Origin of the sequence: Lentzea pudingi (assembly GCF_014646255.1) — a bacterium.
Classification (GTDB): domain Bacteria; phylum Actinomycetota; class Actinomycetes; order Mycobacteriales; family Pseudonocardiaceae; genus Lentzea; species Lentzea pudingi.
Window position 1 is genome coordinate 599838 of sequence record NZ_BMNC01000005.1, and the last position, 22767, is coordinate 622604.

At 68.5% G+C, this 22767-nt stretch carries 23 protein-coding genes; 11 read left to right on the forward strand and 12 right to left on the reverse strand.

Going from position 1 to position 22767, the window contains the following annotated elements; all coding sequences use genetic code 11:
- Positions 1-89 precede the first annotated feature (89 nt).
- A complete protein-coding gene (locus IEY88_RS21750) occupies positions 90-1871 on the reverse strand; it encodes a gamma-glutamyltransferase family protein (protein WP_189156594.1) in 1782 nt (593 codons plus the stop codon).
- Between the two features lie 336 nt (positions 1872-2207).
- Between IEY88_RS21750 and IEY88_RS21755 the strand changes: the two genes are divergently transcribed.
- Complete coding sequence (locus IEY88_RS21755) at positions 2208-2966, forward strand: SDR family NAD(P)-dependent oxidoreductase (protein WP_093594970.1); 759 nt, start codon at positions 2208-2210, stop codon at positions 2964-2966.
- Here IEY88_RS21755 and IEY88_RS21760 read toward each other — a convergent pair.
- Positions 2963-4606, reverse strand: a complete 1644-nt coding sequence (locus IEY88_RS21760; protein WP_189156595.1) for a TM0106 family RecB-like putative nuclease — start codon at positions 4604-4606, stop codon at positions 2963-2965. The two genes, IEY88_RS21755 and IEY88_RS21760, sit on opposite strands and share 4 nt — an antisense overlap.
- Positions 4607-4689: 83 nt before the next feature.
- On the opposite strand from IEY88_RS21760, the gene IEY88_RS21765 reads away from it, so the two are divergent.
- The gene (locus IEY88_RS21765; protein ID WP_189156596.1) at positions 4690-5124 is read left to right on the forward strand and encodes a DUF6474 family protein; all 435 of its coding nucleotides are present in this window, start codon (positions 4690-4692) and stop codon (positions 5122-5124) included.
- Here the strand turns inward: IEY88_RS21765 and IEY88_RS21770 are convergent.
- Positions 5102-6751, reverse strand: coding sequence for a BCCT family transporter (locus tag IEY88_RS21770; protein WP_189156597.1), 1650 nt, complete (start codon positions 6749-6751; stop codon positions 5102-5104). The genes IEY88_RS21765 and IEY88_RS21770 overlap by 23 nt on opposite strands.
- Before the next feature lie 59 nt (positions 6752-6810).
- Between IEY88_RS21770 and IEY88_RS21775 the strand changes: the two genes are divergently transcribed.
- The 4 genes from IEY88_RS21775 (at position 6811) to IEY88_RS21790 (ending at position 9648) form a co-directional block, all read left to right on the forward strand.
- Positions 6811-7326, forward strand: coding sequence for a hypothetical protein (locus tag IEY88_RS21775; protein WP_189156598.1), 516 nt, complete (start codon positions 6811-6813; stop codon positions 7324-7326).
- 71 nt (positions 7327-7397) lie between these two features.
- Positions 7398-8111, forward strand: coding sequence for a YcnI family copper-binding membrane protein (locus IEY88_RS21780; protein ID WP_308426005.1), 714 nt, complete (start codon positions 7398-7400; stop codon positions 8109-8111).
- Complete coding sequence (locus tag IEY88_RS21785) at positions 8108-8632, forward strand: copper resistance CopC family protein (RefSeq protein ID WP_189156600.1); 525 nt, start codon at positions 8108-8110, stop codon at positions 8630-8632. Before IEY88_RS21780 ends, IEY88_RS21785 begins: the two co-directional genes overlap by 4 nt.
- Entirely contained in the window at positions 8629-9648 is a 1020-nt protein-coding gene (locus IEY88_RS21790; protein ID WP_189156601.1) for a CopD family protein, read from the forward strand. The genes IEY88_RS21785 and IEY88_RS21790 overlap by 4 nt, the downstream gene beginning before the upstream one ends.
- Here the strand turns inward: IEY88_RS21790 and IEY88_RS21795 are convergent.
- On the reverse strand, positions 9626-10468 hold the full coding sequence (locus tag IEY88_RS21795) for a LysR family transcriptional regulator (RefSeq protein ID WP_189156602.1): 843 nt from the start codon (positions 10466-10468) through the stop codon (positions 9626-9628). The genes IEY88_RS21790 and IEY88_RS21795 overlap by 23 nt on opposite strands.
- A gap of 88 nt (positions 10469-10556) precedes the next feature.
- On the opposite strand from IEY88_RS21795, the gene IEY88_RS21800 reads away from it, so the two are divergent.
- Complete coding sequence (locus IEY88_RS21800) at positions 10557-11267, forward strand: SDR family oxidoreductase (protein WP_189156603.1); 711 nt, start codon at positions 10557-10559, stop codon at positions 11265-11267.
- Between the two features lie 88 nt (positions 11268-11355).
- Here the strand turns inward: IEY88_RS21800 and IEY88_RS21805 are convergent, their stop codons facing one another.
- Together IEY88_RS21805 and IEY88_RS21810 are read right to left on the reverse strand one after the other, a co-directional pair.
- On the reverse strand, positions 11356-11637 hold the full coding sequence (locus tag IEY88_RS21805) for a hypothetical protein (protein WP_189156604.1): 282 nt from the start codon (positions 11635-11637) through the stop codon (positions 11356-11358).
- A gap of 313 nt (positions 11638-11950) precedes the next feature.
- Positions 11951-13333, reverse strand: coding sequence for a helix-turn-helix transcriptional regulator (locus IEY88_RS21810; protein ID WP_189156605.1), 1383 nt, complete (start codon positions 13331-13333; stop codon positions 11951-11953).
- Between the two features lie 191 nt (positions 13334-13524).
- On the opposite strand from IEY88_RS21810, the gene IEY88_RS21815 reads away from it, so the two are divergent.
- The gene (locus tag IEY88_RS21815; RefSeq protein WP_189156606.1) at positions 13525-13815 is read left to right on the forward strand and encodes a hypothetical protein; all 291 of its coding nucleotides are present in this window, start codon (positions 13525-13527) and stop codon (positions 13813-13815) included.
- A gap of 12 nt (positions 13816-13827) precedes the next feature.
- Positions 13828-14187 carry a hypothetical protein gene (locus IEY88_RS21820; RefSeq protein ID WP_030480258.1) on the forward strand — a complete coding sequence of 120 codons (360 nt, stop codon included), beginning with the start codon at positions 13828-13830 and terminating at the stop codon, positions 14185-14187.
- Positions 14188-14433: 246 nt separating this feature from the next.
- On the opposite strand, the gene IEY88_RS21825 is transcribed toward IEY88_RS21820, so the two are convergent.
- From IEY88_RS21825 to IEY88_RS21835, 3 genes are read right to left on the reverse strand one after another with little or no spacing between them, the layout of a single operon-like run.
- Positions 14434-15216, reverse strand: a complete 783-nt coding sequence (locus IEY88_RS21825; protein ID WP_189156607.1) for an SDR family NAD(P)-dependent oxidoreductase — start codon at positions 15214-15216, stop codon at positions 14434-14436.
- Positions 15216-16376: an MFS transporter gene (locus tag IEY88_RS21830; protein WP_189156684.1), complete on the reverse strand. Its 1161-nt coding sequence runs from the start codon at positions 16374-16376 to the stop codon at positions 15216-15218. The genes IEY88_RS21825 and IEY88_RS21830 overlap by 1 nt, the downstream gene beginning before the upstream one ends.
- A gap of 40 nt (positions 16377-16416) precedes the next feature.
- The gene (locus IEY88_RS21835) at positions 16417-17664 is read right to left on the reverse strand and encodes a GH1 family beta-glucosidase (protein ID WP_189156608.1); all 1248 of its coding nucleotides are present in this window, start codon (positions 17662-17664) and stop codon (positions 16417-16419) included.
- A gap of 113 nt (positions 17665-17777) precedes the next feature.
- Here IEY88_RS21835 and IEY88_RS21840 point away from each other — a divergent pair, with 113 nt between their 5' ends.
- Entirely contained in the window at positions 17778-18392 is a 615-nt protein-coding gene (locus tag IEY88_RS21840) for a TetR/AcrR family transcriptional regulator (RefSeq protein WP_229693614.1), read from the forward strand.
- An 8-nt stretch (positions 18393-18400) separates the two neighbouring features.
- On the opposite strand, the gene IEY88_RS21845 is transcribed toward IEY88_RS21840, so the two are convergent.
- On the reverse strand, positions 18401-19582 hold the full coding sequence (locus IEY88_RS21845) for an amino acid deaminase/aldolase (protein WP_189156609.1): 1182 nt from the start codon (positions 19580-19582) through the stop codon (positions 18401-18403).
- A gap of 74 nt (positions 19583-19656) precedes the next feature.
- On the opposite strand from IEY88_RS21845, the gene IEY88_RS21850 reads away from it, so the two are divergent.
- Entirely contained in the window at positions 19657-20952 is a 1296-nt protein-coding gene (locus IEY88_RS21850) for a D-arabinono-1,4-lactone oxidase (RefSeq protein ID WP_189156610.1), read from the forward strand.
- Between the two features lie 342 nt (positions 20953-21294).
- Here IEY88_RS21850 and IEY88_RS21855 read toward each other — a convergent pair whose 3' ends face one another.
- Together IEY88_RS21855 and IEY88_RS21860 are read right to left on the reverse strand one after the other, a co-directional pair.
- Positions 21295-21951, reverse strand: coding sequence for an NAD(P)H-binding protein (locus IEY88_RS21855; RefSeq protein WP_189156611.1), 657 nt, complete (start codon positions 21949-21951; stop codon positions 21295-21297).
- A gap of 15 nt (positions 21952-21966) precedes the next feature.
- Complete coding sequence (locus IEY88_RS21860; protein ID WP_189156612.1) at positions 21967-22584, reverse strand: hypothetical protein; 618 nt, start codon at positions 22582-22584, stop codon at positions 21967-21969.
- Between the last annotated feature and the right edge of the window lie 183 nt (positions 22585-22767).

The window sequence follows — 22767 nt, forward strand, 5'->3', positions numbered from 1 at the left end:
TCTTCTCCTGAGGTTTACCAGGAGCGAAGCGCCCTGCGCCTCGAGAAGGTTGTCGCTTCCGCCGGTGCGATCGACAAGGTCGTGGACGGTCAGCGGCCTGCCGCGTAGCCCTGTGCGCCGCGTGGGTTCGCACCGGCGCGCAGGAGTCCGGCTGCGGCATCCCTTGCCACGGCGGACATCCGGCCCAGCGTCCACGCGCCGGCGTCCACGACCTGGTGGCCGCGCGACCGCAGCTCTTCGAGGACGGCCGCGCCTGCGCGGGACTCGATGACGAGTTCGCCCGGCGTCCAGGCGCGCGGGTAGAACGAGCTCGGGAACGCGTTCGAGTGCCACATCGGCGAGTCGATCGCCTCCTGCAGGTTCAGGCCCGCCTGGTGCGCCAGCCAGAAGCCGAGTTGCCACTGGTCCTGCTGGTCGCCGCCGGGCGTGCCGAACGCGAGGGCGGGACGGCCGTCGCGCAGCGCCATCGACGGCGACAGGGTGATCCGCGGGCGTTTGCCGGGGGCCAGCGAGTTCGGCAGGTCCTTGTCCAGCCAGAACATCTGGGCGCGGCTGCCCAGGCAGAAGCCGAGTGACGGGATCGTCGGCGACGACTGCAGCCAGCCGCCGGACGGGGTCGCGGAGACCATGTTGCCCCAGCGGTCCACGACGTCCACGTGCACGGTGTCGCCGCGCGTCACGCCGGAGCGTTCCACGGTCGGTTCGCCGATCGCGCCCGTCGGGTCGGTGACCAGAGCGGACGGACCGCTGGTGATGTGCTTGGGGAGCAACGGTTCGCGGCCATCGGGCGAGCCGGGCCGCAGCTCCAGAGAAGCCTCGGCAGAGATCAGCGCACGGCGTTCGGAGGCGTAGGCGCGCGAGACCAGGGTCTCCAGCGGCACGTCCGGAACGTCGCCGTACCAGGCCTCGCGGTCGGCGAACGCCAGCTTCGCGGCCTCGACGGCGAGGTGCACGGTCTCCGCGGTGGGCTTTCCGTCCACATAGGACAGGTCGTAGCCCTCCAGCAGCCGCAGCTGTTGCGCCAGCACGGGTCCCTGCGTCCACGCGCCGGGCTTGACCAGGGACCACTCGCCGAAGTCCGCGACGAGCGCGTCCTCGTACGAGGCCTCCCACGACGCCATGTCGGCGCCGGTCAGCACACCCGCGTGGTCACGTCCCGAGTCGTCGCGGAACGACGAACGGCAGAACTCGTCGATCTGCGCGGCGACGAACCCCTGCGACCACGCCCGGCGCGCGGCCTCGATCTGCGCCTCGCGGTCGGCACCGGCGGCCTCGGCGGCGGCCAGCAGCCACTCCCAGGTGTCGGCGAGCTTGGGGTTGCGGAACCGGCCGCCGGGCGCCGGCAGGACGCCGTCGGGCATCCACTGCGCGCCGGACGTCGGCCAGTGGTCGCGGAAGAGGTCCGAGACCATCGAGATCGTGTACGCGGCGCGCTCGACGAGCGGGAAGCCGTCACGGGCATACCCGATCGCCCGGTCCAGCACTTCACGCAGCGTCTTGGTGCCGTGATCACGAAGAAGAGTGAGCCATCCGTCCCAAGCACCCGGCACGGTCGCGGCCAGCAACCCGCTACCGGGGATCAGCGACAGACCCAGATCGGTGTAGTGCTCGATCGACGCCCCGGCCGGCGCCACACCCTGTCCGCAGAGCACCTGGGGGGCCGCACCGGCCGCGGAGAAGATGATCGGCACCTCGCCGCCGGGGCCGTTGAGGTGCGGTTCCACCACCTGCAGCACGAAGCCGGCGGTGACGGCGGCGTCGAAGGCGTTGCCGCCGTCCTCCAGCACCGCCATGGCCGACGCGGAGGCCAGCCAGTGGGTCGAAGCGACCATGCCGAAGGTGCCGACGAGTTCGGGGCGCGTGGTGAACACATCCACAAAGGTACGCGAGGCTAACTATATTGCGTGACTCCAAGTGACGTATGCCCCAGGCCCGAACGGAGCAGACCCCGAGACCGGTACGACTTTGGTCGTAGCGGACCGTGACAGATCTCCTACTAGAGGTCTACCGGCGCGGGCGATGTTTCGAACACCGTCGAACGGCACAGTTTCAGACATGGGAATCCTGGTTGTCGCGACGATCTTCATCGGCCTCGCGCTCGTGGCCGCGGTGCCGTTGGTGGCCCTGCTCCACTGGACCGACCGTTGAGTTCGAGGTAACGAGCGTTAACCTCCTCGCGAGCAGTTCGCTTCGAGGAGGATGAAGGCATGGAGATCTCGGGTACCGCGGCCATCGTCACCGGTGGCGCGTCCGGCCTCGGCGGCGCGACGGCACGTGCGCTCGCGGCGCGTGGAGCGCAGGTGTTCGCTCTCGACCTGCCCAGCGCCATCGCGAACGCCGACGCGATCGAGAACGTCACCTACCTGGCCGCCGACGTGACCTCGGGCGAAGAGGTCCAGGCCGCCGTCGACACCGCTGCCGGCTCCGGCGCCCCGCTGCGCATCACGGTGAACTGCGCGGGCATCGGCCCGTCGTCCCGCACCGTCGGCAAGACCGGCCCGCACGACCTCGACCTCTACCGCAAGATCATCGAGGTCAACCTGATCGGCTCGTTCAACGTGCTGCGCCTGGCCGCCGCGGCCATGGGCAAGACCGAGGAGCTCGAGCACGGCGCGCGCGGCGTCATCATCAACACCGCGTCGATCGCCGCGTTCGACGGCCAGATCGGCCAGGTCGCCTACGCCTCGTCCAAGGGCGGCGTCGTCGGCATGACCCTCCCCGCCGCCCGTGACCTGAGCAACGTGGGCATCCGCGTCCTCACGATCGCGCCCGGCATCGTCGACACCCCGATGCTCGCCACGGTCTCCGACGAGTTCCGCGCGGGTCTTGCCGCCGGCGTCCCGTTCCCGAAGCGCCTGGCCCAGCCGTCGGAGTACGCGCAGCTCGCGCTCTCGATCATCGAGCACGACTACCTGAACGGAGAGGTCATCCGCATGGACGGCGCTCTCCGCATGGCACCCCGTTAGAGATCTCCCGCAAAGGGCAGACGTGACATGGCGTCCGAGGTCATCCACTCGCGCAGGCGGTGGGTGGCCCGGACGTCGTCCTCGTTGTACCAGAGCAACCGCTGTCGCTGATCGACGTCGAGCTCGTCGCCGTTCATCCCGACCGCCGACCGGTACCAGCGCATGGAGTTCTCGCCACCGGCCTCGGGGTCGCGCCACGAGAACCCGGCGACCGGCGCGATGACCTTCAGGCCCTTGCCGTGCGCGCACAGGAACTGCTCGCGGACGATGCCGAACAGGTCGACCCACGAGTCCGAGTTGATGAACTCCTTGACCTGCGCGGTCGTCGGGATCCCCGGCTTGCCCGCGAACCGTTCCGCCGACGCCAGCAGCCAGCGGTTCTCCGCCAGCTCGTTGTAGCAGTAGGCGCGGAACGACAGCCCGCGTGCCTTGGCCCGCAACCGGATCCCGGTCAGCCAGGTCCAGAACTCGGCGAACGAGCGCGCCTCGTCGTCGCACGGCAGCGCGTCCCACGTGACGAACGCGCGGTAGCCGTGCTCCTCGTCGATGTCCTTTCCGGACAGCAGGCAGCCCCACATGTACGCGCCCAGGTCGCCGAAGCTCTCCATGTCGACGTCGACCTCGACGTCCGCGCGCGGCACGTTCATCTCGGGCACCCGGCGCACCAGCGTGAGGTCGCGCAGCCACGCCCGCGCGAGCACCACGGCGTCGCCGAACGGCATGCCGACGAGCTGGACCGGGCCGGCCTCGCGAGGGTCCAGCTCGGCCAGCGCGTCCACAGTGGACAGGCCGATCTTGCGCAACGCCACCGCGTCCTCGCCGCGCACGACGAGGCTGACGTCCCTGCCCTGCTTGAGATCGCTGTCGCACTTCGGCCACCACGGGCACGTCTTGCAGTCGACGATCCGCGACGGCCGGGCGAGCGCTTCCTTCTCGTTCGCCGCCGCCAGTGCCACGGCCAGGCGGTCGCTGAACCTCGCGTCGTACTCCGCCAGCGCGTTGCGGCCGCCGGGCCACGTCGGCGCCTCCAGGTCGTGCCACAGCACCACGTCGGCGTCCATGCCGATCACGCCGCCGGTGGCCCGTCCGTTGCGCGCGTAGCCGGCGGCCTGCAGCTGCCGTTGCGCGTGGGCCAGCCGCAGCTGGTCACGGGGCTGCGGCCGGACCTTGCGGTGCGGGTCCGTGCGGCTGCCGTCGGGCAACGGGATGCTCAGCGGGCTCGTCTTCGCGCCCTGGCCGGGGTCGGTGATCTTGTGCCGGACCACCAGCACCGGCACGTACCCGGTGGAGTCCTTGACCAGCAGGTCGATTCCGCCGCGGCGGCCACCGCGTGGATCGCGGGGCAGCGCGGCGCCCCAGATGTACGGCGTGCCCATCTCCATCGCGGCGAGCGTCACGCGTTCCCGGTCCGCGCTGCGCACGTCCGGCCCGCTCGGCACCTCGAAGAGGTTCGAGCCGACGATTCTGCCGAGCGCGTCCGCCACCGCGCGACGGTGGTTCGTCGCGTCCGCTTTCCGTTGTTCCGAAGCCGGATCCGGCGCCGCCTTGGAAGCGTCGCGCATCTCCGGATCGTTTTCGAGGTGCACCCGCCGCCGACAACGAGTGACCACGCCGGCGTCTAGCTGCACCTGGGAAGTCACAGGGTGCAGGGTATGTCGCGCGTCGAGGAGATGTGCGGGCAACCTGGGCAGTAAGTTTCACGTGACGGAGGAGGTGTACCCGAATGGCGCGCAAAGCGAAGACCGGTTTCACGCCCAGCAGGGCCAAGAGCCTGGTCGGTGTCGCGAAGGTGGTGGCGCCCGCGCTCATTCCGGTGCTGGCCCCGGTGATCGCCCGCGGAGCTGGGGTTCTGAGCGAGCAGTACGACCGGTACCGGGCGCGCAGGCTCGGCATCGACGTCGCGGACATCGGCAGGTACTCGGGGTACGGCGCCCGGCTGCACGCTCGAATTGTCGGCTTTTCGGAGTCGCTCGAGACAGTGCGGGCAACGGATTCCGACTGGGTTTCGAAGATCGAGGCACGGCTCTCACAGTTGCTCGCCGCCGTGCGCGCTTCCGAACGCATGCCGACGGCCCGGCGCAAAGCCGCGCACCGGGCCGTCGGAACCGATCTGGACGTGCTGGAGCAGGAGTTGCTCAGGCGTTTGAACGTGCGCTGACGTCCGGAGTCCTTCCGGTCACCTCGGCCACCGCCTTGACCGCCGCCTCCTCGACCACCTGACCGGGGTCGAGGTGCGCGGTGACCTCCTCCATCACCTCGGCGACGCGTTCCTCGCGCCTGATCATCGGGTCGGACCGCAGGTCCTTGGCCAGCGAGACGCACAGCCCGATCATCACGACCATGAACGGCAGCGCCGCGATGATCGTCAGGTTCTGCAGGCCTGTCAGCGCATTAGAGCCGCCCACGAGCAGCATCACGGCGGCGACGGCACCGGTCACCGTGCCCCAGAAGACCACCACGGGCTTGGCCGGCCGGATGGTGCCCTCCTGCGAGAGCGTTCCCATCACGATCGACGCGGCGTCCGCACCGGACACGAAGAAGATCGCCACGAGGATCATCACGACGACACCGGCGACACCGGCGAGCGGGAACTGGTCCAGCAGCGCGAAGAGCTGCGACTCGGGCGTCGACTGACCGGCGAGGTCCACACCGTTGCGCTGCTCGAAGATCGCCGTGCCACCGAGGATCGCGAACCACACCAGCGACACCGCGGACGGCACCAGGATCACGCCGGCGACGAACTGCTTGATCGTGCGGCCACGCGAGATCCGGGCGATGAACATGCCGACGAACGGCGTCCACGAGATCCACCACGCCCAGTAGAAGATCGTCCAGCCGGACAGCCACGTCTCGGTCGCGTCGCCACCGGACGCGGCGGTGCGGCCGGCCATGGTCGCGAGCTCGCGGAAGTAGTCTCCGAGGGCTGTGGGCAGCAGGTTCAGGATGAAGATCGTCGGCCCGACGACGAACAGGAACAGCGCCAGCGTCACGGCCAGCACCATGTTGGTGTTCGACAGCCACTGGATGCCCTTGGCGACACCCGAGACGGCGGACGCGACGAAGGCCACGGTCAGGATCGCGATGATCGCGACCAGCACACCCTTGCCGACGTCACCCGCCCACCCGGCCGCCTCCAGGCCGCTCCCGATCTGCAGGGCGCCGAGACCGAGCGAGGTGGCCGAGCCGAACAGGGTCGCGAAGATCGCCATGACGTCGATCGCACGACCCCAGCCGCTGGCCGCCCGCTTGCCGAGCAGCGGTGCGAACGCGGAGCTGATCAGCGAGGACCGGCCCCGGCGGAAGCTGCTGTACGCGATGGCGATGCCGACGATGGCGTAGATCGCCCACGGGTGGAGCGTCCAGTGGAACAACGTCGTGGCCATGGCGGTCTCGAGCGGGTCGCCGTCGCTGCCGGGCGGTGGCTTCACGAAGTGGGTCAGCGGTTCGTTGACGCCGTAGAACATCAGCCCGATGCCCATGCCGGCGCTGAACATCATCGCGACCCAGGACACCGTCTTGAACTCGGGTTTCTCGTCGTCCTGCCCGAGCGGGATCTTCCCGTAGCGGCTGAACGCGAGCCACAGCGCGAAGACCACGAAGCCCGTGGCGGAGAGCACGAAGGCCCACCCCAGATGCTGGATGATCCATCCCAGCGCCGCCTTCGAGGAGGCGGCGAGGCTCTCGGTACCGAAGATTCCCCAGGTCACGAACGCAAGCGTGAGACCTGCGGCAACGCCGAACACAACCCGGTCGGTACGGCCCGGCTTGTCGCATTGAACGGTCATGCGGCCCGGACTACCCGCTCGTAGACCTGGGCAAACTCCTCCGATTACCCTCAAGCCTCGTGAGCACACGGACGAGTGAGTTGCGCACCCTTCGCGGTGCCGCACTCGCGCTGACGTCTGCCGCGCTCACGATCACCGCCCACGGGCTGGGCGGCGGCGAGATCGGTGAGTTCGTCCACGCGGTACCACTGGTGGTGCTGATCGCGTTCGCGGCAGCGTCACTCGCGGACAGGCGCACGGGGAAGCTCTCGGTCATCGTCGGGCTCGGCACGGCCCAGCTCGCGCAGCACCTGCTGCTGACCTGGGTCAACCACGAGCACAACAACACGTTGACCTGGCAGATGTTCGTGGCGCACCTCGTCGCCGCGACGCTGACCGGCGTCCTGCTGTTCCACGCCGAGAACGCCCTGTTCAGGCTGATCGCCGCCGTCACCCGCCTGATCCCCCGCAGGCTCACGCCGCTGCCGGTCACGACTCCGGTGCGGACGTTCACCAGCACGCCGTACGTCCGGAACGCACACCAACTGGACCTGACGCGTGCGAATCGGCGGCGCGGCCCGCCCTGTGACTCCTGATCATCCGTATCCCCCTGCAAGCCCCCTTTGGCATCAGGAGCCACAACTTCATGTCGACAAATCGATTTGGCGTGCGCACGCTCGCCGTTCTCGCCGTTGCCGGAATCGCCGTCCTCGGCACCCCGACCACCGCGTCGGCCCACGTCAGCGCCCAGCCCGCGGAGTTCACCCAGGGCGGCCGCGCCACCTTCGCGTTCCGCGTCCCGAACGAGCGCGACAACGCGGGCACCACCAAGATCGAGGTGACGCTGCCGCAGGACACGCCGCTCACGTCGGTGCGCACCAAGCCGCTGGCCGGGTGGAAGGCCGAGGCCGTCAAGGGCAAGCTCGACAAGCCCGTGACGGTCGCCGGCAAGGAGATCACCGAGGCGTTCCGGACGATCACCTGGACCGCCGAGCCCGGTGTGAAGATCAACGTCAACGAGTACCAGGAGTTCTTCGTCGCCATCGGCACCCTGCCCGAGGGCAAGGACACGCTGGAGCTCCCGACCAAGCAGACCTACGAGAACGGCGAGGTCGTGGACTGGGCCCAGTCCACCGGTGCGGACGGCAAGGAGCCGGAGCACCCCGCGCCCGCGCTGAAGCTCGCCCCGAAGAAGGCAGGCGACGACGGCCACGGTGGCCACGGCACGACCCCGGCCGCGAACAGCACGGACACGCACGAGGCGTCCGCTGCCGGCTCCGACAAGACCGCCCGCTACCTCGGTGGCGCCGGTCTGGCCGTCGGTGCGCTCGGCCTGGGCTTCGGCGTCGGCGCGATCCTGCGTTCGAGGCGCAAGGCATGAAGCGTGCTCTAGTCGCGCTCCTGTTCGCCGGTGCGGCCGTGCTCGCCACGGCCGCCCCCGCGGCGGCGCACAACGCGCTGATCGGCAGCGACCCGAAGGACAAGACGTCGCTGGAGGTCGGTCCCTCGACGGTCACGCTGACGTTCGACCAGGACGTGCAGGGCGGCCAGGGCATCAACGCGATCTCGGTCGTCGACTCGAGCGGCGGCCACTACGAGGTCGCGGGCGATCCGACGATCAGGGACACCGCGGTGTCCCAGAAGGTCGAGGCCCTGGGCAAGGCGGGCGAGTACAAGATCGGCTACCGCATCCTGTCCGCGGACGGGCACCCCGTGTCCGGTGAGCTGACGTTCACGCTGACCAAGGACGGCACCGGCACGCCCCGCCAGGTCGAGGCCGACAGCCGGACGGACCAGCAGCAGTCGGACGGCCTGCCCATCTGGGTGTGGATCGTCGGCGCCGTCGTACTGCTCGGCGGTGGCGTGTTCTTCGCGCTCCGCGGCGGGAACACGAAGGCATGAGCGACGTCCGGACCGCCGCCCCCACCCACTACCGCGTGCTCGCCGGACTGGTTTTCGGCGCACTCGGAGGCATCGCGCTCGGCCTCGTGCTGGCACCACCCGTCGTGGTCGCCGGCGTCGTCGACGCGGGGGCGGCGGTCCGGTACGGCCTTCCGGTCACGCGGGTCCTGCTCGACATCTCGGCGACGGTCGTCGTCGGGCTGTCGATCCTGCCGAAGCTGCTCGGCTTCGACCGGCCCACGCACACCGAACCCGTCATGCGCATCGCCCGGCCGGTCGCGGTCGTCGCCGCCGCGGTCTGGGTGGTGACCGCGCTGACGGCCATCGTGCTGCAGGCCGCCGAGCTGCGGCCGGGCAGCAACGTCAGCGTCGGCAACGCGATCGACTACATCGCGACGGTCGGCGCCGGCAAGGGACTGCTGTTCAGCGCGACCTGCGCGTTCGTCTACCTGGTCATCGGCGTGATGGCCGTGCGCAGCGGCGAGTCCGTGCCCGCCGAACTGCGGATCCTCGTCTCGATGTTCGGGCTGCTGCCGATCCCGGTGACCGGGCACGCCTCCAACTGGAAGTACCACGACTACTCGATGGTCTCCATGGAGCTGCACGTGCTGGGCGCCGCGGCCTGGACCGGCGGCCTCGGCGCGTTGATGGCGCTGGTCGCCTACCGCAAGGGGCTGCTGGCGATCGCGCTGCCGAGGTTCTCCAGGATCGCGACCGTCAGCCTGGTCGTCGTCGCGGTGACGGGCCTGTTCAACGGGTTGCTGGAGCTGGTCCTCAACCCGGTCGTGCCGTTCCCGCAGTCGCTGTTCACCACCGGCTACGGCCTGCTGTTCCTGGGCAAGACCGTCTGCGCCGGGCTGATCGCGGTGCTCGGCGCGCACATCCGGTGGCGGCTGCTGCCGAAGATCTCCCAGCACAAGGTCACCGCGATCGTCCAGTGGGCGATCCTGGAGGTGACCATCATGGGCGTCGCGTTCGGGCTCGCCGTGGTGCTCAGCCGGGCACCGGTGAGCTGAACCCCGTCGCCACCCGCACCAGGTCGGCAACGGCCCGTGACCTGCTGTGCGGCGGCCACGCGATCACCGTCGTCACCTTCTGCGCATCGACCACCGGCACCGCGACCATGCCTTCGAGCAGGCCGGTGCGGACGACCTCCGGCATGACCGCGACGGCACGGCCGAGCGAGATCAGCTGGAACAGCTGCGTCAGGTCGTGCACCTCCACGCCGGGGCCGGGAAGGTAGCTGCCGTCGGGCTCCGGCCAGCGCACGAGCTCCGGCAGGTCGATGACGTCGGCCATCCGCAGCTGGGCCGCACCGGCCAGTGGGTGCGAGGCCGGAAGGATCGCGAACTGGCTCTCGATGCGCAGAGCCTCGACGTCGAGCCCCGCGGTCGAGTCGAACGGTTCGTGCAGGAGCGCCACGTCGGCCCGGCCGTCGAGCACCGGTTGCCAGGTGTGGGCCTTGCACAACAGCAGGTCGACGGCGACCGCACCCGGTTCGGCGGCGTAGGCGTCCAGCAGCTTCGCCAGCAGTTCGCTGGAACCACCGGCCTTGGCCGCCAGCACCAGCGACGGCCGGTCGACCGTCCTGGTGCGCCTCTCCGCAGCGGCGACCGCGCCGAGGATCGCCCTTCCCTCGGCCAGCAGCACCGCGCCCGCGCCGGTGAGGGAGACCCGGCGGCTGGTGCGGGTCAGCAACGCGACGCCGAGCCGTTGTTCGAGCTGGGCGATCGTCCGCGACAACGGCGGCTGGGCGATGCCGAGCCGGTCGGCGGCGCGGCCGAAGTGCAGTTCCTCGGCGACCGCGACGAAGTACCGAAGCTCCCGGGTCTCCACCCCGTCCACGCTATCGATACCGGCCGGGTATCGCTGCCAGACCGAAGTGATGTTGGTCTTGAGCGCGCACCGGACCACGATCAAATGCATGAGCGAACAGACGATTGCGCTGGTCACCGGCGCGAACAAGGGCATCGGCTACGAGATCGCGGCGGGCCTCGGGATGACGGTCGGGGTCGGCGCGAGAGATGCCCGGCGTGGCGAGGAGGCAGCGGCGAAACTGCGCGCGAACGGCGTCGACGCGTTCGCCGTGCCGCTGGACGTGACCGACGGCGAGAGCGTGCAGGCAGCGGTGGCGCTGTTCGAGGAACGGTTCGGCCGCCTCGACGTGCTGGTCAACAACGCGGGGATCGCCGGAGCGTGGCCCGCGGCGCCGTCCGCCGCCACGCCGGAAAGCCTGCGGGAGGTGCTGGAGACGAACGTGATCGGCGTCGTCCGGGTCACCAACGCGATGCTGCCGCTGCTGGCCCGTTCCGCACGGCCGCGGATCGTCAACCAGTCGAGCCACCTCGCGTCACTGACGCTGCAAACCACACCGGAGGTGGAGTTCGGCGAGGTCAACGGCACCTACACGCCGTCGAAGACGTTCCTGAACGCGCTGACCGTCCAGTACGCGAAGGAACTGACGAACATCAAGGTCAACGCCGCCTGCCCCGGTTACGTGGCGACGGACCTCAACGGGTTCCAGGGGACGAGCACTCCCGCGGACGGTGCGAAGGCCGCGATCAGGCTGGCCACGCTTCCCGACGACGGTCCTACCGGCGGTCTGTTCGACGACGCCGGGACTGTGCCCTGGTGAAGGGCCAAATGTTCAACGTGAAACATCCATGACTTCGGCCGGACTCGGTGAGTGGTCCGATCAACGCGACGAGCTGCCCACGATCGGACTAGTCGGTGATCAGTCGCGCCGAAGATTCCTCGCGCATCCGCGCCAGCCGGTTCATCGTCCGCTGACCGCGACGGTCCAGCTCACGGCTGTCGATCCAGCCGCTGGCGTAGTAGCGGTAGTCCTGAGCCAACGCCACGAGCTCGGCCAGGTAGTCGGCGGACCTGCGTCGGCGTTCCTCGTCGAAGCCCGCGAGCAGCGGTAGCTGGGTGTCCACCACCTCGTCGAGCAACTGCGCGGACCGCAGCGCTCTCCTGGAACGCCACCTCCGAGTAAGGCTCACGCGCCGCACCTCGTCCTTCGCCCCGACCTGCCGCACCTTAGGCGTGGATTTCTCGCCCGTCGATGCTGCATTCGTGTGCGAAGGTCCTGGCGTTACCGGTTCGTGTCCCACGCCATCCAAAAGTGGTGCTATAGGACCCAAACGAGATTGGCTGGGCCGTGTCCTGCAGGTCTGTTCGATGAGAGTTCCGGTCGAGAGTCCCGGAGGTGGTGCCGCCGCGATGCCCTCATACCGGGCGTATTCGGGCGTTGCGGCGGCGCCGCCTCCGGGGCCCTCGGCCGCGACTATCGCGGACGGACCTGCAGGACACGGCCTAGGCGGCCGACTCGGTGCCAGTGAACCGCGCGACGCGGTCGGCGAGCTCGCGGGCCTCGGGGTTGTTGCGGCGCTTGTCGGCTTCCTGGCGCAACGGCTCCATGCGCTGCTTCGTGCGCACCGACTTGAGGCTTTCCGACAGGTCGACGGCCTGGCGACCGATCTTGGCGCCGTGGTCGATGTCGCCCTCGAGCAGGTGGTTGATCGCCATCGAGGTCAGGTTGAACGAGCGGCTGCGCGCGTACTCGTCACCGAAGTTGTTGATCGCCTTGGACAGCGCGGGGATCGCGGTCCTCGTGTACTTGGCGTCCACCGTCTGGGCCAGCTCCGTGTGCACCGTGCCGATCATGGACGAGAGGTCGATCTCGTTGAAGAACTTGGCCCAGGCGGGGGCTTCGGTGACGTTCGCGCGGGAGAACTCGTCACGCGCGCGGCCGAGCAGCTTGAGCGCCTGCTCGTCGGAGCCCATCTTCGCGTAGGCCCAGGCCTCGTTCGCGCACAGGATGCCCACGGCCAGTTCGGAACCGGAGTTCTGCGCGGCCAGCTGACCCAGCTGGAACACCTTCAGCGCGTCGTCCGGGGCGTTCTGGTGCAAGTAGACGCGACCCATGCGGTACAGGATGTTCGCCATCAGCGCCTCGTTCTCGCCCTGCTTGGCGAGGTCGAGCGCCTGACCGAAGTGGTTGCGGGCCGAGTCCATCAGGCCCGTGTCGAACGACGTCCAGCCGGCGAGGTTGTGCAGGTCGGCCAGGGCCACGAAGAGCCGCTGGCGGACGATGTCCGTGGAGCTCGCACCGAGCATCTGCTGTCCCCAGGACAGCTGGGCGACCACCGCGTCGCGGCAGGAACCGCCGCCGTACTGGTAGTCCAACGCACGCAGAGCCCGCGTCGCCGCTTCGACCTGGCGCACATCGGTCATGCCGATGCGTCCCGGAGCCGGAGTCTGTGTGGGGTGTGAGACCCACGACCCGGAGTCCGCTCCGAACACGGCCGCGCCCACTGTCACGGCGGCGGCGTGCGCGAGGAACTTCCGACGCTTCACCGACTCGTCCTCCTCAGGATGGGGTGAGTCCGCGGTCGCGGCCACCCGTACTGCCGTTGTCTCGTCGTAAGCGAGACCCATGTATCCACGTGGGACACCCAAGCCGATGGCGATCCTGGTCAGGACGTCGTAGGCCATGACCTGACGTCCCTTGAGGATCTCCGAGACTTCGGACTGCGACTGCCCGGTGAGCGCCGCGATCTGGCGCTGGGACACGCCGTGCCTTCGGAGCAGCCGGTAGACCGAGCTGATCTCTCGTCGGGCAAGTGCGTCCCGCATCTCCTGGTGGTCCCACACGTCGGTGGGGACGGGAGAGCCCTGGGAACTCATGGTGTTCATCGCGCACCCTCACAGTCCGTTGGGCGTCATCGGCAGACTAGGGGCAGGTCCCCGAGCCCGAGAAGTCCTCTTCGGCGGAGCTGATCGGCCCTGCCGAACACCGCTTACCGCTCACCGTAAGACTTCCACCGGTGGGCGCTGTGACGTCCCGTTCCGGCATGAATCATCGCAATCTGGATTCCGGTAAGCGAGTGAGCACGGAGAGGAACGACCTAATAGTGGACAGCTCCTCCTCAGGCTCCACCTCCATTGTGGAGACGGGTGACACCGAATCCACATGGCGCGGCATGACCGGGCAACGTCGGACGTGGCAGATCAGCTGCGGCGACGTGGTCGAGCGGGACCGCCAGCTCACCGTGAAGGTCGTTCAGGGCCAAGTGGTCCTGGTAGGCCCTCCCGGGGAGACGGCAGTCTTGTCCCACGACCAGCTCGTACAGCTCAGGGCTGCGCTACGCGAAGCCGCCGACCAGGCGGAAAGGTGACGGTGACGTTCAATGGACGCGATCCTCGGACAGGTTCTTCGCAACGCTGTGTGGGAACGCCTCGACCTGCTCACTGAGCTGGCGAGCCGCGCGGACGCCCCCTCCCTCCTGTCGGTGGCTCGATCCGAGCTCCCTCGGCTGACCGAGGGATGGCGTGCACTTCTGGCAGCGCACGAGCCGGACGAGAAGGGCAACTGCCCTGAATGTTCCGGCCGCTGGCGCCAGCAGAAGTCACCTTGCTCGGTGTGGCGCGCCGCGTACGAACACCTGGTCGCGGGCGGACTCGCCCCGCGCCCGGCTCGCCACCTGCGCGAGGCCCCGGTGACTCCTCCTGTCACCCGGTCCCGCCGCGCGGTGGCTCGAGCCCACTAACGGGCGTTTGCGACTGACCTGGCGTCCCCCCGACACGACCAGGTCTGCAAACCGCCTACTGACCGGTGGCTCGCGATGTGCGAACCCCCGACCGCGACATCGCGAGCCCCGGTCAGCTTTACAACTCCACAGATTCCCGCGGGCCGGTGACGTGCACCCACCCTCCCCGACCGTCGTCGGCCCGCGGTCACCAACCACGGCCCTTGTCTGCACCTCCCGCGCAGGCAAGGGCCGTTTTCACGCCTCTCAGCGGTGGGTGCCGGTCTTCCAGGCCAGGTACGAGGTCAGGCCGGGGAAGAGCCGGCCGGAGATCTCGAACGCCTTGAGCTGCCACGGGAAGAGGTGCTCGGCGCGTTCCTTCTCGACGGCGTCGACGATCGCCTTCGCGCACTGCGCCGGCGTGACCGTGGGGATCATCAGCCGGGCGATGCCCGGGATCCGTTCCTCGGCGCCGGGGTTGTTGCTGAAGTACTCGCTGCTCACCTTGCCGGGGATGACCTCGGAGACACCGACGCCGGTTCCGCGCAGGTCCGAGCGCAGCGACGCGGTCAACCCCCGCAGCGCCCACCGCGCCGACTGGTACCCGACGCAGCCGGGGATCGGCAGCCGGGACACCGGCGAGTTCACGTTGACGATCCAGCCGGACCCGCGCTGCCGCATGGCGCCCAGGTACTCCCTGGTCAGCAGCAACGCCGCCAGGTACGGCACCGCGGTCATCGTGACCAGCTCTTCCGGCTCGGTGTCGTCGAGGAACAGCCAGCGGCCGACACCCGCGTTGTTGACCAGCACGTCCGGAGCCGGAACCTCCTCGGCCAGCGCGCGGATCTGCCCGGCGTCCGCCAGATCGGCCTGGTGAGCGGTCGCCGAGCCGCCGAACTCCGAGATCCGTTTGACCTGTAGATCGAGCAGTTCGGCGCTGCGGGCCACAAGGTGGACGTGTGCGCCGTGGGCCGCGAACCTGAACGCGGCCTCCGCGCCGATCCCCTGGGACGCTCCCGTGACCAGAACCTTCTTGCCCTCGACCTGCATCAGACCACCGATCGCACTCGACTCATCAACACCGCCGCCAGCACCGTCGCCAGTGCCGACGCCGCGAACAGACCGCGGTAACCACCCAGGTTCGCGAGGATCACCGTGGTCAGCAAGGGGGCGATGACCTGCGGCAACGCGTTGGCCACGTTGATCACGCCCAGGTCCTTGGCCCGATCGGCCGCGGCCGGCAGCACCTGGGTGAGCAGCGCGATCGCGACGGCCAGGTAGGTGCCGAAGCCGATGCCGAGCAACGGGGAGGCGACGAGGGCGACCGGCCACGTCGGCGACACCACCAACAACAACGCCGCCAGCGCCATGACCGCCGACGCTCCGTACACGTACGGCTTCCGACGGCCAGAACGATCACTCCGTGCGCCGAACAGCACTGCTCCTGCGGTGAGCGCCACCCCGTACAGGACCATCAACTGCAGCAGGCCCTGGTCAGGAGACGGGTGGCGCACCTCGTCGCTCAGGAAGAAGTACAGGTACAGCGTGCCGAACGCGTTGCCGATGTTGAGCATGAAGTGCCCTAGCCACGCCCACGCGAAGTCGGGGTGCTCACGCGGTGAGATCCAGAACGTCGGCCGCACCGGCTTCACGACCAGCTGCGTGTCCGGCGTCCTCAGCACGAAGAACAACGCTCCGGCCAGCACGATCCCCGCACAGGCCAGGTAGCCGGCCTCCAGGTCGGTGACCAGTTCCGTGACGACGACCGCGCCCAGCACGGTGCCGAGCATCTGGCTGATGCCGAACTGCCCGCCGACCTTGGCCCGTTGCACGACGGGCACCCGGTCCGGCACAGCGGCGGTCAGCGCGGCGAGCATGCTGCTGACCCCGGCCTGCACCAGGCACCAGCCGATCGTCATGACCAGGACCGAGTGCGCGCTCGCGAGAACCGCGAGGCCGGCGGCCGTGACGACCGAGCCGATCAGCGTCCACGGGTGCCGGCGGCCGAAGCGCGAGGTCGTCCGGTCGGACAGGAAGCCGATGAGCGGTACTCCGACCATCGCCACGAACGCACCGACACCGGTGACGACGCCGAACACGAACGTCTTGTTCGCCTTGTCCAGCAGTTCGGCCTGCCGTGGCAACAGGATCTGGATCGGCGCGTAGACCGCGAGCCACAGACCGAGGTTCGCGACGAACAGCCAGACCATCCAGCTCCGGCGAACCGGGACGACCGGTTCCGCGAGCGCCTCACTCACCACTGATCACCTTTCTGTACCAGTGGAACGAGTCGCGCGGCGTGCGGACCTGCGTCTCGAAGTCGACCTGGACGAGGCCGAACCGCTGCGAATATCCGGACTCCCACTCGAAGTTGTCGAGCAGCGACCACACGAAGTACCCGGAGACGTCGGCCGCCTGGGCCGCCTTGAGGTGTCCGTCGAGGTAGGCGATCCGATCGGCGTCGTGCAGCCCGTCGGGGAAGCTGCAGCCGCTCTCGGTGACGTGGACCGGCGGCAGGTCGGGGTGCCGCTCGCGCAACGTCGTGATCATCTCGGTGAGCCCGGCCGGCACGATCGGCCAGCCGAACCCGGTGCGCTCGTACTCGTCGATCTCCGCGAGCTCGAACGGCAGCGGGTTGCCCTCGGACGGCGCTTTGAGCCGCGTCGGGTTGTAGTAGTTCACGCCGTAGAAGTCGAGCGGCTGGTGGATCGTGGCCAGGTCACCGTCGGCGATGGGCAGGAGATCGGCGACTGCGTCGGGATATCGGCCCGACAGCATGGGGTCCGCGTAGATCCAGTTGTGGATTTCGCTGTACGCCTCGGCAGCTGCTACGTCGTCCGGCCCGACCGGCCACGCGGGAGTGTGGTTGTTGGCCGTGCCAACCGCTTGCGCGTTGTGGGAACGGAGCACTTCGACCGCGCGGCCGTGAGCGAGGTTCAGGTGGTGGGCGGTGGGCAACGCGTCGAAGAGCAGCGTCTTGCCGGGAGCGTGCTCACCGATCGCGTAGCCCTGCAACGTCACCATCGCCGGTTCGTTGATCGGGATCCACAGCTTCACGCGGTCGGCGAGCCGGTCCGCGACCAGTGCCGTGTAGTCGGCGAACCGGTCGGCGATGTCCCGGCCCAGCCAGCCGCCCTCCGCCTCCAGTTGCAGCGGGGTGTCCCAGTGGTACAACGTCACCACGGGGGCGATACCGACGTCGACGAGCGCGTCGACGAGGCGGTCGTAGAAGTCGAGGCCCTCGGCGTTGACAGGTCCCTTGCCGGACGGCTGGATGCGCGGCCACGCGATCGAGAACCGGTACGCGTTCACGCCGAGCTGCGTCATGAGCGCAACGTCCTCACGCCACCGGTGGTAGTGGTCGCACGCAACGGAAGCGTTCTGGTTCTCGTGTACCGGAGTGAACTCGTCCCACACGGAGGGACCCCGGCCGCCTGTGTCGAACGCGCCCTCGATCTGGAACGCGGACGTCGACACTCCCCAGAGGAAGTCGCTCATCGATCCTCCAAATGTGAAACTTGTTCGGATCGTAGGCGTGTTGACAGGTTCAGGGAAGTGAAAGAGCCGTACAACAGGCAAGATGTGAAGTACCCGAACTACTGGGAGTCGCCGTGACGAGCACCACCCCGCTTCGCCGTCAGCCCGTCCAGCAGCGCAGCGCCAAGAGAGTCGAGCGCATGCTCGAGGCCTGCGCCACCCTGATCGACGAGGTGGGCTACGACGGCGTCACCACGACGTTGATCGCGGAAAGAGCGGGTGTGGCGGTCGGTTCGCTCTACCAGTTCTTCCCCGACAAGAGAGCCGTCGTGCAGGCACTGACGCTGCGCAACGTCGACAAGTTCTCCCAGGGCATCACCGAACGGCTCGAGCAGGCGACACTCGAGCACTGGTGGGACGCCGTGGACACGGTGTTCGACGTCTACGTGACGATGCACCGCGAGATCCCCGCGTTCGGGAAGCTCCACTTCGGTGACGTCGTGGACATGCGGCTGCTCGACGACCGCCGCGACAACAACGACGTCATCTCCGACAAGATCTCGGAGCTGATCTCCGGCAAGTTCGGCATCCCGATGGACGAGGTCCGACTGCCGATCGCGATCGCCGTCGAGGCCGCGGACGCCGTCATGAAGATGGCGTTCCGCAAGAACCCGACGGGCGACCAGCCGATCCTGGTCGAGGCAAGGGCACTGGTCAGGGGCTACCTGTCGTCGCGGCTGCCCGTCTAGCCCCTGTCCTAGCCGAAGTTGCGGCGCTCGCCGCGGTACGTGGGCACGGTGCGCTCGATCCGATCACCGTGCACCAGGTGCACCTCATCGAACCGCTCGAACAACTCGCCGGCCTTGGCGTGCCGCATCCAGACGCGGTCACCGATCCGCAGCTGCTCCGCCGCCTTGCCGGTGACCGGCGTCTGCACTTCGCCCGCGCCCTCGAACCCGAGCGTCTTCAGCCCGGCCGGCAGGTACGGCGACGGCTGGCGGTCGGGCGTGGGCGTCCCGGACGCGATGTACCCGCCGGCGAAGAGCGTGGCCACCCGCTTGGTCGGCTTGCGCACCACCGACAACGCGAACAGCGCGGCCGGCTCCGGCGTGAACGCCTGGTAGGCGTCGAACAGCGTCGGCCCGAAGAGCCCGGACCCCGCCGCGAGCTCGGTGACGGACGGGTCGGACCCGGTCAGCTCCAGGCTCCCGGTGCCACCACCGTTGACGAACTCCAGCTCGGCGACCTGCCGAACGGCCCCGACGACAGCCGCCCGCCGCTGCACCAGCTCGGGCCCGGACCTGGACTGGATGAACCGGATCCCGAGCGCGCGCAACGGCTGCCCCGGCGGGTTGTCCCCCAGCCCCGCGATCTGCCCCTCGTAAGCCATGACCCCGACGAGCGTGAACCCGGTGCGCCGCACGATCTTCGCCGCAAGAGCCTGCGCCTGCGCCGGCGTGTGGACAGACGAACGGCGCGGACCGATGTGGACACCGGGCAACGGCCGCCACGAGACGTCCAGCTCCAGACACACCCGGATGTCGGCGTGCGGCCCGATCGCCGCGTCCACGAAGTCGAGGTGCTCAACGGAGTCGACCATGATCGTGACCCGCTGCCGCGCGGTCTCGTTGGCCGCGAGCTTCTGCAACGAGGCCCGGTCAGCAGTCGGATACGCGACCAGCAGATCGTCGCTGACGTTCTGCTCCGACAACCACAACGCCTCAGCCAACGAGTAGCACATGACCCCGGCGTACCCAGGCCGTTCGAGCGCCCGGCACACCAGCTCCCGCACCCGGACCGACTTGCTCGCGACCCGGATCGGATGACCGGCAGCGCGACGGGCGAGGTCCGCCGCGTTGTGGTCGAAGGCATCCAGGTCGACGATCGCGAACGGAGGATCCAGATCCTTCGTCGCGGCATCGAGTCGATTTCGGCGCATGCCCTGACGGTACGTCCTGAACCCTTGAAACGTGAAGAGCTTTCACTTACGTTACTCGCAGGTCACACTCTCTCGTGGAGGTTCGCGTGTGGACGAACTGGGCTAAAACGGCTTCGTGCACGCCGACGCGCGTAGTCCACCCGTCCAGCACAGACGAGATCGCCGAAGCAGTCCTAGCAGGCGGCCGAGTCCGCCCACGAGGCAGCGGCCACTCGTTCAACGACATCGCGGTGACCCCGGAAACAGCGCTGGACCTGGACCGATGGACCGGAATAGTACGCGCGGACGCAGAAACCGGCCTCGTCACCGTCCGCTCCGGCACTCCCCTGCGCACCTTCAACGCAGACCTCCACCGCCTGGGCCTGGCAATGCCGAACCTGGGCGACATCGACGCCCAAACAGTCGCCGGAGCCGTCTCCACCTCAACCCACGGCACAGGCGGCAAACTGGGCGTACTGGCCACAGCAATCGCCTCCCTGGAACTGGTCCTGGCCGACGGCTCGGTCGTGACCGCCTCCCGAACCGAGAACCCAGACCTCTTCAACGCAGCACGAGTAGGCCTGGGCGCCCTGGGCATCATCAGCACCCTGACCCTCCAGTGCGTCCCGTCCTTCGTCCTGCAGGCCCAAGAATCCCCAGGCCGCCTGGACGCGGTGATGGAACAGTTCGACGACCTCTGCGCCGTAGAAGACCACGTCGAGTTCCACTGGTTCACCCACTCGGACCGCGTGATCCTCAAGCGCAACAACAGGATCACCACCCCAGCACGCCCACTCTCGAAGCTCCGCCAGACCTGGGAGTACGAGGTGATGGAGAACGCCGCCTTCGGCGCCGTCACCAAGGTGGCGAAGACCTTCCCCCGCCACACCAAGCGCCTCAACGAACTCTGCGGCTCCCTGATCTCAGAACGGTCCTATTCGGACTACTCGCACAACGTCTTCGTAACCCCAAGACGAGTCCGCTTCGTGGAAACCGAGTTCTCGATCCCCCGCGAGACCTTGATGGACGTCCTACGAGAACTCCGCACCGTCGCAAACAAGCTGGGAGAGCGCGACCACCTGATCGTCCCCTGCGAGGTGCGCGTAGCCCAGGCAGACGACATCTGGCTGTCCACGGCCAACGGCCGAGACACCGCATACATCTCAATGCACCAGGCCCTGGGCATGCAGTACAAGGCTTTCTTCGACGCCTACGCCAGCATCGCCGCGTCAGTAGGCGGCCGCCCCCACTGGGGCAAGATGCACAACCTGACCGCAACGGAACTCCGCCCGCTGTACCCGCACTTCGACGACTTCCTACGGGTGCGGGATGAGGTAGACCCCGGCAGAACGTTCACGAACCCGTACCTGGACCGTGTGCTCGGCGCCTGATCGCACGCGATGCCGCAGGCGAGCCGTCTTTAGCAAGCGCACTGGGCGGTGGGGTCCCATCACGAGTCGCGCCATAGCTCTTGCTGCATGCAGGTAGGGGTGTCAACTCGACACGCTTTTCGTCGAGTTGACACCCCTACCTGCATGTGGCCCGCTCTTGGCTCGGCTCGTGATGGGACCCCACCGCCGACGCACCCCAGCTACGCAACCGGCAGCCGCCCAACGCAACAGGCGTGCCATCTACCTACGGCCTGGCGCTGGCCCCCATCTCAGATTGCCGGGGTCTGGGGCAGAGCCCCAGGGGAAGCACGCAACAGGAACAGGCCGCCCGCAACGGCAACCTCAGAGAACGCCGCGAACCGCCTCAGCAACAGGCGTCTCCCCGTTCACCAGCTCAACCGTCTTCCCAAAAGTGTTGCGAGCGCCAAGGAGTTCAGCCAACACGGCGGCAACATCCGCACGCGTAACCGATGAACGAGGCAGACGCGGCGCACCCAAGGTGACAAGACCCGTACCCGCGTCGTTCACCAACGCCCCCGGCCGCAGGATCGTCCAGTCGAGATCACGCGACTTCAGGTCCTCTTCGGCCAGCTTTTTCGCCTTGAGGTACACCGCAAACGAGGCATCCACATCAGGCGAGTCAGCATCCTCGATCCCAACAGAAGAAACCTGGACAAACCGCCGCACCCCAGCCTCAACAGCAGCAGAAGCGAAGAGCGCAGCGGCCCCGTAATCCACGGTGTCCTTCCGGGCGGCACCAGACCCAGCACCAGCCCCAGCGGCGAACACAGCCGCATCAGCACCGTTCAAATAAGCGGCGACCGAGTCCAGTTCCGCGGACTCCAGGTCGCACAACACCGGAACGGCTCCGGCTCCTCGCACGTCACCAAAATGATCGGGATTGCGGACCAGCGCGGTGGCGGCGTCTCCACGGGTGGCCAGCAGCTGCTCGAGAAGCAGCGCGATCTGCCCGTGTCCGCCGGCTATGACTACTCGCATAGGTCCGACCGTAGATCAGGAAGCGGTGGCGAGCACCTGCTCGTAGACGAGCTCGTTGACCCAGCGCGTGATGGCGGTGTCCTCGGAGGGGACGTTCTCGGAACGGCCGGACACGTCGACCGACAGGTCCTTCTCGTCGTCGGCCAGCAGAACCGACACCCCGTACCGGCGGACGCGCGGCAGGCAGTTCGCGAGGTAGTCGTGCGAAAAAGCGACCGACTCGGGCAGAACGACTGCGGCGTTGCCGTAGCGGGCGAAGGGCACCGCGGAGGCCAGCGCGGTCCGCCAGTGACGGGCGACGGCCAGGACACCGACGATGCGAACGGCGGCCGGCGGCACGCGGCCTTCCATCTCCGGCCACACCCACGTGGAGACGGTGGTCTTGTCGGCCTCGGGGCCCGCACCCACGCACACGCGCTCGGCGTGGGCGTCGGCCAGGAGTTCGGCCACGACGACGACCTTGCGGCCCATCAGGACCATTTCGGGGAGAACCACGCCGTGCCAGCCGAGGCGGATCGCCGCAGCGGCTGCCAACTCCTCGACGGACGCGGGCAGTTCCGGAACCGGGACCGGGGTCGTCGACAGACCGTTCGAGCTGTCGAGTGCCGCGATCCTTGCTGGGGTGCTGCTCACGCCAGTGCCTCCTCGTCACCCGCGGCGGGAGATCCGCCGCGTTTCGACTCGTGCTCTGGATAAGAATTAGCAGGAAGCGCGCGGCCCGCCCCCAGGTCACAGGACCCCCTGCGATCGACGGCGCCGACCGGTCGGTGACCGGTCGAGGAGTGGCGAGGGGAGTTCGGTCCTACGATGCTGCCG

What these genes read in the sequence shown, in the direction of transcription:
- IEY88_RS21790 (WP_189156601.1), top strand. Translation starts at nt 8,629, where the DNA reads ATGAGCGACGTCCGGACCGCCGCCCCCACCCACTACCGCGTGCTCGCC.
- IEY88_RS21755 (WP_093594970.1), top strand. Translation starts at nt 2,208, where the DNA reads ATGGAGATCTCGGGTACCGCGGCCATCGTCACCGGTGGCGCGTCCGGC.
- IEY88_RS21785 (WP_189156600.1), top strand. Translation starts at nt 8,108, where the DNA reads ATGAAGCGTGCTCTAGTCGCGCTCCTGTTCGCCGGTGCGGCCGTGCTC.
- IEY88_RS21810 (WP_189156605.1), bottom strand. Translation starts at nt 13,333, where the DNA reads ATGAACACCATGAGTTCCCAGGGCTCTCCCGTCCCCACCGACGTGTGG.
- IEY88_RS21765 (WP_189156596.1), top strand. Translation starts at nt 4,690, where the DNA reads ATGGCGCGCAAAGCGAAGACCGGTTTCACGCCCAGCAGGGCCAAGAGC.
- IEY88_RS21770 (WP_189156597.1), bottom strand. Translation starts at nt 6,751, where the DNA reads ATGACCGTTCAATGCGACAAGCCGGGCCGTACCGACCGGGTTGTGTTC.
- IEY88_RS21825 (WP_189156607.1), bottom strand. Translation starts at nt 15,216, where the DNA reads ATGCAGGTCGAGGGCAAGAAGGTTCTGGTCACGGGAGCGTCCCAGGGG.
- IEY88_RS21830 (WP_189156684.1), bottom strand. Translation starts at nt 16,376, where the DNA reads ATGGTCTGGCTGTTCGTCGCGAACCTCGGTCTGTGGCTCGCGGTCTAC.
- IEY88_RS21820 (WP_030480258.1), top strand. Translation starts at nt 13,828, where the DNA reads ATGGACGCGATCCTCGGACAGGTTCTTCGCAACGCTGTGTGGGAACGC.
- IEY88_RS21855 (WP_189156611.1), bottom strand. Translation starts at nt 21,951, where the DNA reads ATGCGAGTAGTCATAGCCGGCGGACACGGGCAGATCGCGCTGCTTCTC.
- IEY88_RS21800 (WP_189156603.1), top strand. Translation starts at nt 10,557, where the DNA reads ATGAGCGAACAGACGATTGCGCTGGTCACCGGCGCGAACAAGGGCATC.
- IEY88_RS21845 (WP_189156609.1), bottom strand. Translation starts at nt 19,582, where the DNA reads ATGCGCCGAAATCGACTCGATGCCGCGACGAAGGATCTGGATCCTCCG.
- IEY88_RS21835 (WP_189156608.1), bottom strand. Translation starts at nt 17,664, where the DNA reads ATGAGCGACTTCCTCTGGGGAGTGTCGACGTCCGCGTTCCAGATCGAG.